Origin of the sequence: Streptomyces sp. Pv4-95, from assembly GCF_045782725.1 — a bacterium.
GTDB lineage: Bacteria > Actinomycetota > Actinomycetes > Streptomycetales > Streptomycetaceae > Streptomyces.
Genome location: NZ_CP127172.1, coordinates 358,307 through 370,886 on the forward strand (window position 1 = coordinate 358,307; position 12,580 = coordinate 370,886).

The window sequence follows — 12,580 nt, forward strand, 5'->3', positions numbered from 1 at the left end:
GGCAGGCCCGATGCTCCCAGCAGGTTCCCCGTCGGCATGACCGGGAAGGGAGGGCGCGCGGCCGGCCACAGGCCCCGCCCCAAAGTCCCAGCCCGGCGGCCACCCGCGGAGAAGCGGCCAGGGCCATTACCCCCGGAGTAATCGACGGTTCTCCTCTTTCCCGGCAAGGTCAAGCACATCGACGGGAACCCCCGCAGGGACCCGTCCACAGCCGCTAGGAGAGAGCCATGTCCGTCACGTCCTCCCCCGCCACGACGAGTTCGGCCGTCACCGCGATTTCCGCCGCAGAGGCGACACGGGCCGTCGTCCAGGAGTTCCTCGCCGCCCGGTTGGCTGGGGACACCGGGCGGCTCGTAGAACTCTTCGCCGACGACGTCGACTGGCTGCTCGCCGAAAACCCCGCCGTCCCATGGATCCGCCCGCGGTCCACCGCCGCCGAATGCGCCGCGCAATTCACCGAGTTGATGGAGTACACCGTTCCCGAGGACGCGCGCGCCTCCGTCGACACCTTGCTCGTCGACGGTACCGACGCGGTTCTGTTGGGGCACGTGTCGGGGACCGTGCGTACGACCGGAAAGTCCTTCGAGGGCCCGTTCGCTCTGCACCTCACCGTCGAGGACGGCCGGGTCACGCGACACCACCTTTACGAAAACAGCCTGTCCATTGCCGAGGCATGCACCCCATGAAGGCACGGGCGACCAGGCACCGACGAGAGCCGGGTGGCCCCAGGAGTAGGGCCTTGCCCCGGCTCTCGCACGACTCATCCGCTGAGGGGTGCCTGCCCCGCAGCCTCCGATGTCCTTTCCCTATCCGCTAGGACGGCGGTGAGTGCGGCAGGACGGGACCGGTTCACGGCAGTTGCAGCGGACAGGATCGCCGGGGCCGCTGCAACTGCGAAGCACATGGGCAACGGGAGGTGACCTACCGCTAGCCCGGTGGCAGCGGTTGCCCCTGATGAACCGGCATTGAAAGCGGTGTTGACCCACGCGCCCGCCTGGATGCGGTTGGCCGGACCGGCGGCCTCATCGACGATCAGGTAGGCCGTGGTGAGAGCTGGAGCGATGAACAGTCCGCCGAGCCCTGCCCACGCGATGAGCGCATAGGGATGAGGGGAAAGCCCCGTCGTAGCCAGGGTCAGCCCCAGTGCTGCGGCAAGACATGACAGCCGCAGCCTGCTTGAGGCGCGCCATGGGACGGCGCCGTAGATCAGGCCGCCGATGGCGCTGCCTGCGGACAACGCCGCCAAGACCCAGGCCACCGCCTCAGGGGCGTGACGTGCGTCGGCGAAGGCGATCACAAGCAGGTCGAACGCTCCCAGGCACATGCCCACTCCGGCTGAGACGGCGATTGCCTGCCCCAGCCCGGGGCGGCCTTGCAGCGGCCGTCGGCGCAACAATGCAGGTTTCGCGGCGTGGACGGGTTCCTGGGACGGCGCCGATACGGCGGAGGCCCGCCGGCGGTCGCCCTCGCGGCGGACTGCCGGAGAGGAGGTCAGGGCAAGTGAGCCGCTCAATACGAGTGCGGCGCTCACCGCAAGACCGACTGATGGCACCGTCACCCGTACCAACAGGCCCACGAGCAGCGGTCCTGTGACGAAGAGGAGTTCCTCGGCGACCGAGTCCAGGCTGTAAGCGCGCTGGAGCAGGCGCTTGTCAGGAACCAAGTCGCTCCACAGTGCCCGCATCACCGGTCCGAGAGGCGGTGTGCTGGCGCCGGCGGTCATTGCCAGGACCCCGAGCAGGACTGCTGACGATCCTGACCACGAGGCCGCGAAAGCCAGCCCGGTCAGCAACAGTGCGTAGACCGTGGCCATGGGGAGCAGAGCACGGCGCGGCCCGTACCGGTCGATCAGGCCGGCGCGGGCCGGCGAGAGAAAGACACTGGTGAGCCCGAACAGGGCCATGACAGTGCCGGCTACGGCGTAGGAGTTGGTGGCCTCTTTGACTGCCAGGACCAGCGACAGAGAGACCATTCCGTAGGAGAGCCGGCCCAACAGTGCCGCACCGAATGTGCGGCAGGCGTGGCGGGTGCGGAGCACAGCCGCATACGACGGGGCCATGGAAGATGAAGACATGATCATGTTCCTCTTGGAGGCAGCGCCGAGCTGGTGGCGCTGAATGTGCATGGGAGGCGAGAGCGCCGCGCCCGATGGGGCGCAGTCAGCACGGACTCCTATGCACGGAAGAGGAACATGCGGTCAACGTAGCAGAACGGGTGCAGGCCGGGGCGCTGTCACCCAAATCGGTGTCGGCAATTGAGGGTCTACCGACGATCGCACTCATCGTTGCGACGCCAATTCCCTTACCAACTGGCATTTCTGACCTGACATCAGCTCGTACGCCGGGCACCTCGGCGGTCGACATCCCCGCCTACGCGCCGACCTCTGCGCCACCGCCATCACAGCAGCCCTCGTCGCCACAGCATCCGGCCTGCTCGCCGCCCATTGGTTCACCGATCAGCGACCCGATCTCCGCTGGACCGGGGCGCGATGTCACCTGCCGCGACCACCCTCTCCTCGCAGGCCGGCGGGCCGATTTGCCAGGTGCCGATCCCAGGTATGGGCGGAGGCGGGGGCGCCTGCTACGGCGGCAACACGGGCGGGGGCGCCGGCCACGCGGGAGGAGGAGGCGGCCTAGAGGTCTACGCCTCGTCAAGCGCCTTCTGCGGTAGTGGCGGGGGTGGTGGCAGCAGCTTTGTGGGCGGCCCCGGAGTCGCCGCGGGACGCACCCTTCCGGGCGACGGCACCCGAGCCGGCGGCAAGGACGACCCCCTGTACAACTCCCCCGTCGGCGACGCGGGCAACCAAGGCCAAGTAGTCCTGCAGTGGTCCGAGTTCACGGTTACCCCCGGCGCGCCACCCGATGTGGAGCTGACGCGTGGCGGACCGGCCGGATACCCAGGAGTACGCGTCGCCTCGGAGGTCGCGTTCGAACCTGTGACGGTGACGGTGGCACTGCCCGCCGACCGCGGCCTGCTCTTCGGCACCCCCACACTCGCCGACCACCAGCTGACCGTCCAGAACGCAGCCGGGGACACCACCCAGTACACCGGAACCCTCTCCGAGGACGGCACGTCACTCATCTTCTCCGACGTGGACCTGCAACTGCCCGGGACCACGACCATGTGGGTCGACGTGAGCGCCGGCCATGACGTCCCGCTCGGCGCCACCAACCTCACCTTCACCGTCGGAGGAAAGACATCCCCCTCCACCACGGTCGTCGTCACCCCCGGCTACAGCGTGTCACCGGGAGGCGCGCCCGTGACAGCGGAGCGGGGAGGGCGGCGGCCCGTGTAACCCGGGCGGAGAGGTCCGCAACAACGGGACGGAGACCATCCCACAGCAAAAGGTCACCGCCACCCTCCCAGCCGATGCAGCCATGCAGTTCGGCACCCAGGGCAACCCTGATCACCAGCTGACCGTATGGCCCACAGGCGGAAGCACCACCGTGTACTCGGGGACGCTGTCCGACGACGGCCAGAGCCTCACCTTCTCCGACGTCGACCTGACCATCCCCGCGAGCGGATCACAGTCAGTCATGTGGGTCTGCGTCACCGCCTCCGACAACACCCTCGTCGGCCCTACCAGCCTCCAGTTCACCGTCGGCGACCGCACCTCACCATCCACCACCATCAACGTCATCTGACAGAGATGCGGGGACGGATCCACCCGCCGCGGCCCAGCCCTGTTCGTTTTCGGCAAGGGGCCCACTCGCGGTCCTTCAGGAGGGCGTTTCCGTGTCAGGCCGCATGCCTGTCGGTCCGCAGGGCGGACGGTTTGTCTTCGTGAGCGACGCGTGAAGGGAGCGCAGCCCGAGCCCACCACGAGGCAGCCGTAACGCGGCACCCTTCCTCGTATCCCTCCGCCCTTGCTGACCAGCAACGATGATAGCCCCGACCAAGTCTCAGGTCGGGGCTATCCGCGCTGCCTGACGCTCCGCACAGGCAGTCGCTCGTGCCCGGGGAACGTGCTCGGTGAGGCCGTTAGCCTCCAGGCGCCCGGACTTCCGGGTCCTGAAGCAGGTGGAGGACGGCAGGGAGTGCGCTTGCGCGGGCACGGCGGAATGCCTCGCGGAAGTCGGCGGTCGAGGTCACGGTCTCGCCGTGGGCGCCGTGGGCGCGGGCCCAGGCCGCGAAGTCGGGGTTGGTCAGCTGTGTTCCGGAGGGGCGGCCCGGATAGGTGCCCTCCTGATGCTCCCGGATGGTGGCGTAGCAGCCGTTGTCGACCACCAGGGCGATGAATGTGGCCCCGTATCCGCGTGCGGTCGCCAGCTCCTGGCCATTCATCAAAAAGCAGCCGTCACCTGCGACGGAGACGACCTCCCGGCCGGGGAACACCAGCGACGCCGCGACCGCGGCCGGAATTCCCATGCCCATCGCGCCGTTGCGCGGCGCGACGAGTGAGGCGGGCGACCGGTGTGGCAGATGGCGCGCCGGCCAGAGTGCGTGATTGCCGGCTCCGTAGGTGATGACGGTGTCCGGTGCGAGCTCCTCCTGCAGCACGCCCATCACCGCGGTCATGTCGACGTAGGAGCCGCCCGGGTCCGGCGCGGGGGCGGCGGTGCGGGATCGGGTGTACGCGGCTCGAGCCGCAGCGAACCAGTACCCGGCGTCCGCATGCACCGAGACCGGTGCGGTGGCCAGGTCGAGCGCGAACGCGGGAGCGTCGGCTGAGACGAACTGGTCGACGCGGCCCGCGTGGCCGAGTGCTTCGCCGGGGAGGACCAGCACCGTTTCGGAGTCCAGGCCCCGGGTGTAGCCGTCGCTCAGCACATCGGTACGGGCGGCACCGAGGAAGAGCGTGAGGTCGGCCTCGTCGAGCAGTCCTGCCGTACGGCTGCTTCGGCCGTACCCGAGCGAACCTGCGAAGGCGTTTCCCCCGTCGAGTTCGTGGGGGACCGCGTCGTACGCACGGAAGTCGGCGACGACCGGGACGGAGTGCTCTGCCGCCCACCGGACGAGCTCCTGACCGCTCTGCGCGGTCCAGCCTTCGCCGCCGACGACGACGAGGGGCCGGCGGGCGCGTTCGAGCCGGCCGACCAGCTCCTTCAGCTCGGACTCGGCCGCACGGGGCCGGGGGACGGCAAGCGGCTCCGACGTATGGGTCGTACCGACCGAGTGCGTGAGGACGTCTTCGGGCAGGCCGATCACGACAGGTCCGGGCCGGCCGCTCCGCGCCGTTTGGATGCTCTCGGAGACGACACGGGCCGCGGCCGACGGGTCGTCCAGCACCACGACCTTCTTGGCCGTGCTGCCGAACCATCCGAAGACGTCGAACTCCTGGAACGCCTCGCGCCCCCGGTCCGCGACCGGTATCAGACCCACGAAAAGGATCAGCGGTGTCGCGTCCTGGTGGGCGGTGTGGACGGCGATGAACGCGTTGGCGGCCCCCGGCCCCCTGGTCACCATCGCCACCCCTGGAAGGCCCGTCAATCGCCCCTCGGCCAGGGCCATGAAGCCCGCGCCGCCCTCGTGCCGGGCCACCACTGTCGTGATCGTGGAGTCGTGCAGGCCGTCGAGGACATCGAGGTAGGACTCACCGGGAACGCCGTATACCCGTCGGACGCCTTCGCGCTCCAGTTGGGCGACAATGAGATGGCCTGCGGAGAGCCTGCGGTCGGGGTTATCGGCATTCACCATCGCGGGTCCCGTTTCCTTCTTCGAGGATTCACTTGCCGATCCATTCTTGCTTTCCTCGGATCGTGTGGCACGTGGCACCGGCACTCGAAAAGGCCGTGATCGATGTGCAGATGAACACCCGTCGGCGCGAGTCCCCTGGCACGGCCGGGCCGAGCCGCCGAGCCCCACACCCGAGCCGCCGGTGACGGGATCCCTCCGGTAGCCGGCCGCAAGGACGGGCAGGGCCGCGGGCGAACCGCGGCCCCGGCTCAGCTCGTTGGCTCATTGGTCATCTGCACAGTTCGCGGCCTGCGGTGATGTGCTTTTGATTCTTGCCGGTGGCGCTGGGGCCGGGGCACCGTTGGCCAATCGCCGGGTGCTCCCGGACGCCGGCCATGTCCCCTGTCCCCCTCGGAGTCCTCATGACGAGTCCTGCCTCCGCGCCGACCGGCGTGGGCCGCCTCGACGCGAGCCGCCTCGACGCGGCGAGAATGCGAAAGATTTCCCTCGCCAGCGTGATCGGAACCACCGTCGAGTGGTACGACCTGTTCCTTTTCGGCACCGCGTCGGCGCTGGTTTTCGGGAAAGTATTCTTCCCTCAGTTCGACGGCGCCGTCGGTACGATCCTGTCCTTTTTGACATTCGCGTCGGCGTACTTGGCGCGCATGGTCGGCGCGGTGCTGTTCGGGCATTTCGGCGACCGGCTCGGACGCAAATCCATGCTGCTGACCTCGCTCACGGCGATGGGTGCGGCGACGTTCGGGATCGGCCTGGTGCCGGACTTCCACGCCATCGGCATCGCGGCGCCGCTCCTCCTGCTCGGACTCCGAATCGTCCAGGGCCTGGCGCTCGGCGGGGAGTGGGGAGGCGCCGTCCTCATGACCGTTGAACACGCACCGCACGGCCGGCGCGGCTTCTACGGTTCCATGGTCCAGGTCGGAGTGCCGCTGGGCACGCTGCTCGCCAACGGTGCCTTCCTGCTGATGGCCGCGAACCTGGACTCGGCGGCACTGCTGAGCTGGGGCTGGCGTATTCCGTTCCTGGCGTCCGTGCTCCTGGTCGGCATCGGCATCTACATCCGTCTCCACATCGAGGAGACGCCCTCCTTCCAGGCCGTCAGGCAGGACGGCGCCAAGGCCCGGATTCCGTTCTTCGCGCTCATCCGGCAGTACTGGCGGCAGGTCCTGCTGGGCGGAATCGCGACGCTGTCCACGGGCTCGACGTTCACCCTGATGGTCACCTCTGGGGTGAGCTACGGGACCACCGAACTCGGCCACTCGGAGAGCCTGATGCTGTGGGCGGTCATGGCGTCCTGCGCCGTCGCGTTCGTGGCGATCCCGTTCTTCGGCCGGCTCTCCGACCGCGTCGGCCGCAAGCCGGTGATCTTCGCCGGAGTCGCCGCGGAGGCCGCCCTGGCCTTCCCGTTCTTCCGTCTCCTGGACACCGGTTCCACCGCTTCGGTCTTCGTGGCCTACGGGCTGATGACGGTCGCCTTCTCCGCCAACTACGGCCCGATCGCAACGTTCCTCGCCGAACTGTTCGGCGCCCGGGTGCGATACTCCGGACTCTCCGTCTCGTACATGCTCTCCGGCCTGCTCGGCTCCGCGACCGCACCGGCGATCACGGCAGCGCTGCTGTCCGCGACCGGCAGCAGCGCCTCGATCGCCTGGTACGTCCTCGGCGCGGCGGTCCTGTCGCTGCTGGCGCTCATCCTGCTGGCCGAGACGCGCTTCGGCGACATCGACGCACCGGGTCCCGTCGCCCCGCCGGTCGGCACCGAGGCGGTGGCCAAGGCATGAGTGCGATCCAGCGGTTCGACACCGCCCCCGGTGTGCCCACCGCGGTCGGCCCGTACGTCCAGGCGACCTCCGCCGGCGGGTTCGTGTTCACCACCGGACAGATTCCGGCGGCGCCCGGCCACTCCCCCGGCACGTTCGCGGACGACGTGCGCGCGACGCTCCGCAACCTCGAATCCGTCCTCGTCGCGGCCGGCTCCGACCTCGACCACATCGTGAAGCTCAACACCTACCTCGGCGCGGAGGAGCAACTGCCCCCGTACAACAAGGTGTACGAGCAGGTCTTCGCAGGTCACCGGCCGGCGCGGACGACGGTGTGCGTCGGACTCTGGGGGGTCTCGATGGAGATCGACTGCATCGCGGTCCTTCGCAGCGAATCGGAGGGCTGAGCATGCAGGCGCCAGACGATGTGCCCAGCAGCCATGATCGGCTGCTCGAACGTGTCCGGGAGGTGGACTTCCCGACCCTCGGCCACTTTCTTGAACGGGGCTTCGTCAGTTCGGCGATCCGGCGGTACGGTCTCGCTCGGCGAATGGCCGGTCCGGCGGCCACCCTCGCCCTGACCGAGCCGGATGCCGGCGCGGTCAACCGGGCGATCGTCGGCCTGAACCCCGGCGAGGTGCTGGTCATCGACATGGGCGGCGACCACACCCACGCGGCGATCGGCGCGGTCACGGCCGCGGCCGCACGCGCCCGTGGGGCCGCGGGAATCGTGGTCGACGGTGTCGTCACCGATGTCGACGCACTCTCGCACCCCCGCACCGGAATTCCGGTCCACGCCCGTGGCAGCAGCTGCCTCACCACCAAGCGGCTGAACAGCGGGGCCGGGCGGCGTGGCATCCCCGTAGAGACCGGCGGCGTCCGCGTCGAGCCGGGGGACATCGTCCTCGGTGACGCCAACGGGGTGGTCGTCCTGCCGCCGCGGAACCTGGACGCGGTCCTTGCCGAAGCGGAGGCCTCCGACGCGGCCGAACCGGAACTCATCCGGCGGATCGCGCAGGGCGAGGACCTCCGCGACCTCCTCCACCTCAGCTGACCTCCCCCGCCGGCCGAACAGGCCGCAGTCAGTCCGTACCACGTGTCCGCGCGGGCACGGCGCACCAAGGAAGCGAAGCAACGTGAGCGAATACCGGATCGTCGATCCCACGACGAACTCCCTCGTCCGCAGCTATCCGACCCATGACGACAGCGAGATCGAACGCGCGGTCACGTCCGCGGCGGACGCATTCGCCTCCTGGCGCCGACGCCCGATCGCCGAGCGGGCGGACGCGGCACTGGCGGTGTCGTGGGAGTTCCGCAAGCGACGGGAGGCCCTCGCCTCGATCATCACCCGCGAGATGGGCAAGACCACCAGCGAGGCGCTCGGCGAGGTGGACCTGTCAGCGGCGATCTTCGCGTACTACGCGGAGCACGGGCCGGCGTTCGCCGCGGACCAACAGCTCGACATCCGCGGTGGCGGCGAGGCGTGCGTCAGGTCCGAGCCGCTCGGGGTGTTGCTCGGCATCATGCCCTGGAACTACCCCTACTACCAGGTCGCACGCTTCGCGGCACCCAACCTCGTCCTCGGCAACACCATCCTTCTCAAGCACGCCCCGAACTGCCCGGAGTCGGCGCAGGCCATCGAGGACATCATGACGGCGGCCGGGCTGCCGTCGGGTGCGTACGTCAACGTCCGCGCCGACCACGACCAGGCCGCGCGCATCGTCGCGGACCCCAGGATCCAGGGGGTTTCCCTCACCGGATCGGAGCGGGCCGGGCGCGCGGTGGGCGAGATCGCCGGCCGCCACCTCAAGAAGTACGTGCTCGAACTCGGTGGCTCCGACCCGTTCATCGTGCTCCCGGACGCCGACCTCGAAGCAGCCGTCAGCGCTGCGGTTGAGGGCCGGATGGGCAACGCGGGGCAGGCTTGCACCTCTTCGAAGCGCTTCATCGTGGCGGATGCCGTCCATGACCGCTTCCTCGCCGCTTTCACCGCAGCGGTCGCCTCTTTGACGGTGGGCCATCCCTCGGACGACGGCGTCGCGTTCGGCCCGCTGTCCTCCGAGGAAGCGGCCCGCACGGTGATCTCACAGGTGGCCGACGCGGTGGAGAAGGGGGCCACGGCCGTGACCGGTGGAGCGCGTATCGCACGCCCCGGTGCCTTCGTCGAGCCGACGATTCTGACCGGCGTCACCCCCGCGATGCGCGCCTACCACGAGGAGATCTTCGGTCCCGTGGCCGTCGTCCACCGCGTCGCCGATGCCGAGGAGGCCGTCCGCCTCGCCAACGACACGCCCTACGGCCTGGGGAGCGTGGTCTTCAGCCGCGATGTCGCGGCGGCGGAGGCCGTCGCCGACGCCCTCGACGTCGGCATGGCCTCCGTCAACGGCCCCTCCGGCACACAGGAGGACCTCCCGTTCGGAGGCGTCAAGCGCTCCGGAGTCGGGCGGGAGCTGGGCGAATACGGGATGGGCGAATTCGTGAACCGCAAGGTCATTCGCGTGCACCCGGCCTGACCGAGACCGGTCGGCGGAGGTCATCGGCCGGTGTCACCGGCCGGTGGCCTCCGTCAGCTGGGTGCGGGCGCGCAGCGCCAGCGTCAGGAGCGCCGCGTCCTCGGGGCGGCGCACGTCGTAGCCGGTGAGCTCCGCGAAACGGTCGAACCGGTGGCGGATGGTGTTGCGGTGGCAGTACAGAGCGGCCGCGGTGTCCGCCACGGACCCGGTCCCTGCCAGGTGGATCCGCACGGTGTCAAGAAGCCGCTCCGCCTCGGACCCGGGGACATCCGCCGAGGCGAGGCCGCCGAGGACGTCGGCGGCGAGGTCGTGTCCGAAGCCCTCCGACCGGTGAACGAGGACATCGAGCCAGCTCTCCTCCAGCCTCCTGGGCCCCGTCGCACCGGCCGGCAGGACCCGGGCGGTCGCAGTGGCCAGTTCGACCGCGCGCGGCACCTGGGCCAGCCCGGCCACCTCGGAGGACACGCCGCAGGGCGCCTCCTGGAGGTACTTCAGCACCACGTCCCGCGTCACCCGGGCCCCGAGCTGGACGGTCAGCACCACATCCGAGGCGACGCCCTGAAGCTGCAGCGGAACGTCGGAGGAGCGAAGCGCGGCCGCGGCCCTGTGCAGTGCGGCACCGTCACTGAGCGCGGCGACCGCGCAGACGAACCGTTCGCCCGGTTGGAACCCGAGTGCCAGGGCGGCGTCACGCACCACGATCGGGTTGCTGCCCCCGGTCTCCCGGAGCCGGGCGAACCACAGCCGGCGCTCGTCCTCGGCCCGCCTGCCCATCTCCAGGACCGTGCGCTGGTACGCGGTCATGATGCCGGTGACATGGCCTCCGACGGCCTCCCACACGAGGTACGCCGAGGACACCAGCCGCGCCTTCTCCTCCTCGTCCGCCCGCCGTACGAGAGCGGACCACACGATGTGGAAGTTCACGCGCGCGGCCTCCAGCAGCGCGGCGAGCGGCACGCCCTGCCGGGCACGCTCCTCGCCGACCCGCTCGGAGACACCCGCGATGTGCTCCGGCACGGGCAGCTGGGCCACGGTGCGCAACAGCAGCTCGAACGCCTGCCAGGCACTGTCGTGGGACTCCTGGTCGGTGACGAGGTCGGCGTAGCTCGCACGGACCGGCCCCACATAGGCCGCCCACTCCTCGACGAGGACGTCGATCTCCTCCAGGCACTGGCTGGCGAGAGCGGAGACGCGGGGATCCGGCGGCGGCAGGGACGGACGCGGGGTGTGCATGTGCACAATCGTGGCCCACCTTCAGCAATAATCCAATGCCGGCGGGGAGCGCCGGACGCTCGCCGTCACGAGGGGACGGCGCGGCGCATCGGCCCCGCGCCGTCCCCCGCCTCACCGGACGTTGTCCAGGGCGCCGTTCATCAGCCGGTGGAGCACCTCGGCCAGCTGATCGGTGCCGGCGCAGATCTCGCTGTCCTGCGTGAACTCGCCCTCGTTGTGGGAGATGCCGTCGACGCTGGGCACGAAGAGCATGACCGCGGGCGCCACATCCTTCATGTTCACCGAGTCATGCCCCGCGATGGTCATCACCCGCTGGTGGCTGAGCCCCAGCTCCTCAGCCACCTCGGCGGCGAGCTCGACGCCGGCCGCGGGGAACTGCGCCACACCCCAGCCGTGCGTCTGGACCAACTCGATGCTGACCGACGCGCGCTCCTCGACGCCCGGAAGCGATTCGGCCAGCTTCTTGGCCGCGGCGTCGAGAAGCGCTTCGTCGGGCGAACGCAGATCGACGTGCATGCGGACCTCGCGAGCCACCACCACCGGGGAGTTGGGCAGAACGGCCATCTCGCTCACGGAGGTGTGCAGCGGGGTGTCCTTGCTCTGCTCGGCCAGTTCGCGTACGCCCACGACCAGGAGCGAGGCGCCGAACAGGGCGTCGCGGCGATCCGCCATGATCGTCGACCCCGTGTGGGACTGCTCGCCACGGACGACCACCTGGTACTTGCGTGCCGCCCAGGTTGATTCCACCAGGCCGATCGTCGTCCCCGCGTCCTCCAGGCCGCGGCCCTGCTCGATGTGGATCTCGGCGTACGAGGCCACCTCGGGCCCGGCGTGGTCGCCGATCGTCCCGATCTCGCGCAGCGCGCTCTCCACGGTGGTGCCCGCCGGATCGGTCGTGGCGAGGGCGGTCCCGGCGGACAGCTTCCCGGTGAACACCGAACTGCCCATCATGCTCGGCTTGAACCGGGAGCCTTCCTCGTTGAACCAGTTGACGACGGCCACGTTGTAGCGCGGTGCGTCGTCGGAGGCGCGCCGGCGTTGGACGGCCCGGTAGGCGGCGTGGGCCGACGCGAGGACGCCGTAGGCGCCGTCGTAGCGGCCACCGAGCGGCTGGCTGTCCAGGTGCGATCCGCTGAGGACGTACGGCGCTCCCGGGGTGAAGGTGAAGAGACCGAACTGGTTGCCCACGCTGTCGTAGTGGACCTCGAAGCCCCGGTCGGTGAGCCACTGGTGCAGCCAGGCACGCTGCTCGCCGTCGGCGGCTGTGGCGGCCTGCCGTTCCACGCCTCCCCCGGGGGTCGAACCGAATGCCGAGAGGGTCGTGAAGTCCTCCAGAAAGGCGGTGTCCTGCGCGTATGTGCCGGAAGAGGTACGGGAGTTACTCATGCGGAAGTCCCTTTCGGTGGGTGTGCCGGCTCGGCCGGCAGTTTGAGGACCTGA

The 12,580-nt window shown here is 69.8% G+C and carries 11 protein-coding genes; 7 read left to right on the forward strand and 4 right to left on the reverse strand.

Going from position 1 to position 12,580, the window contains the following annotated elements:
* Positions 1-227: 227 nt before the first annotated feature.
* The gene (locus tag QOM21_RS01705) at positions 228-686 is read left to right on the forward strand and encodes a nuclear transport factor 2 family protein (RefSeq protein WP_407547698.1); all 459 of its coding nucleotides are present in this window, start codon (positions 228-230) and stop codon (positions 684-686) included.
* 74 nt (positions 687-760) lie between these two features.
* Here the strand turns inward: QOM21_RS01705 and QOM21_RS01710 are convergent, their stop codons facing one another.
* Positions 761-2,074, reverse strand: a complete 1,314-nt coding sequence (locus QOM21_RS01710; protein WP_407547699.1) for an MFS transporter — start codon at positions 2,072-2,074, stop codon at positions 761-763.
* A 621-nt stretch (positions 2,075-2,695) separates the two neighbouring features.
* Here QOM21_RS01710 and QOM21_RS01715 point away from each other — a divergent pair.
* The gene (locus QOM21_RS01715; RefSeq protein ID WP_407547700.1) at positions 2,696-3,295 is read left to right on the forward strand and encodes a hypothetical protein; all 600 of its coding nucleotides are present in this window, start codon (positions 2,696-2,698) and stop codon (positions 3,293-3,295) included.
* Between the two features lie 82 nt (positions 3,296-3,377).
* Complete coding sequence (locus QOM21_RS01720; RefSeq protein WP_407547701.1) at positions 3,378-3,644, forward strand: hypothetical protein; 267 nt, start codon at positions 3,378-3,380, stop codon at positions 3,642-3,644.
* 337 nt (positions 3,645-3,981) lie between these two features.
* Here the strand turns inward: QOM21_RS01720 and QOM21_RS01725 are convergent, their stop codons facing one another.
* Entirely contained in the window at positions 3,982-5,637 is a 1,656-nt protein-coding gene (locus QOM21_RS01725) for a thiamine pyrophosphate-dependent enzyme (RefSeq protein ID WP_407547702.1), read from the reverse strand.
* A gap of 401 nt (positions 5,638-6,038) precedes the next feature.
* Between QOM21_RS01725 and QOM21_RS01730 the strand changes: the two genes are divergently transcribed.
* The 4 genes from QOM21_RS01730 to QOM21_RS01745 all read left to right on the forward strand — a co-directional run bounded on the left by QOM21_RS01730 (position 6,039) and on the right by QOM21_RS01745 (position 9,907).
* A complete protein-coding gene (locus QOM21_RS01730) occupies positions 6,039-7,415 on the forward strand; it encodes an MFS transporter (protein WP_407547703.1) in 1,377 nt (458 codons plus the stop codon).
* Positions 7,412-7,801, forward strand: a complete 390-nt coding sequence (locus QOM21_RS01735) for a RidA family protein (RefSeq protein ID WP_407547704.1) — start codon at positions 7,412-7,414, stop codon at positions 7,799-7,801. The genes QOM21_RS01730 and QOM21_RS01735 overlap by 4 nt, the downstream gene beginning before the upstream one ends.
* A 2-nt stretch (positions 7,802-7,803) precedes the next feature.
* Complete coding sequence (locus QOM21_RS01740; protein ID WP_407547705.1) at positions 7,804-8,448, forward strand: RraA family protein; 645 nt, start codon at positions 7,804-7,806, stop codon at positions 8,446-8,448.
* 82 nt (positions 8,449-8,530) lie between these two features.
* Positions 8,531-9,907: an NAD-dependent succinate-semialdehyde dehydrogenase gene (locus QOM21_RS01745; RefSeq protein WP_407547706.1), complete on the forward strand. Its 1,377-nt coding sequence runs from the start codon at positions 8,531-8,533 to the stop codon at positions 9,905-9,907.
* A 33-nt stretch (positions 9,908-9,940) separates the two neighbouring features.
* Here the strand turns inward: QOM21_RS01745 and QOM21_RS01750 are convergent, their stop codons facing one another.
* Positions 9,941-11,140, reverse strand: coding sequence for a PucR family transcriptional regulator (locus tag QOM21_RS01750; protein ID WP_407547707.1), 1,200 nt, complete (start codon positions 11,138-11,140; stop codon positions 9,941-9,943).
* A gap of 111 nt (positions 11,141-11,251) precedes the next feature.
* On the reverse strand, positions 11,252-12,526 hold the full coding sequence (locus QOM21_RS01755) for a M20 family metallo-hydrolase (RefSeq protein WP_407547708.1): 1,275 nt from the start codon (positions 12,524-12,526) through the stop codon (positions 11,252-11,254).
* Positions 12,527-12,580 lie beyond the last annotated feature (54 nt).

Coding starts and splice junctions, on each gene's coding strand:
- QOM21_RS01705 (WP_407547698.1), top strand. CDS start 228: ATGTCCGTCACGTCCTCCCCCGCCACGACGAGTTCGGCCGTCACCGCG.
- QOM21_RS01710 (WP_407547699.1), bottom strand. CDS start 2,074: ATGTCTTCATCTTCCATGGCCCCGTCGTATGCGGCTGTGCTCCGCACC.
- QOM21_RS01720 (WP_407547701.1), top strand. CDS start 3,378: ATGCAGTTCGGCACCCAGGGCAACCCTGATCACCAGCTGACCGTATGG.
- QOM21_RS01725 (WP_407547702.1), bottom strand. CDS start 5,637: ATGGTGAATGCCGATAACCCCGACCGCAGGCTCTCCGCAGGCCATCTC.
- QOM21_RS01730 (WP_407547703.1), top strand. CDS start 6,039: ATGACGAGTCCTGCCTCCGCGCCGACCGGCGTGGGCCGCCTCGACGCG.
- QOM21_RS01735 (WP_407547704.1), top strand. CDS start 7,412: ATGAGTGCGATCCAGCGGTTCGACACCGCCCCCGGTGTGCCCACCGCG.
- QOM21_RS01740 (WP_407547705.1), top strand. CDS start 7,804: ATGCAGGCGCCAGACGATGTGCCCAGCAGCCATGATCGGCTGCTCGAA.
- QOM21_RS01750 (WP_407547707.1), bottom strand. CDS start 11,140: ATGCACACCCCGCGTCCGTCCCTGCCGCCGCCGGATCCCCGCGTCTCC.
- QOM21_RS01755 (WP_407547708.1), bottom strand. CDS start 12,526: ATGAGTAACTCCCGTACCTCTTCCGGCACATACGCGCAGGACACCGCC.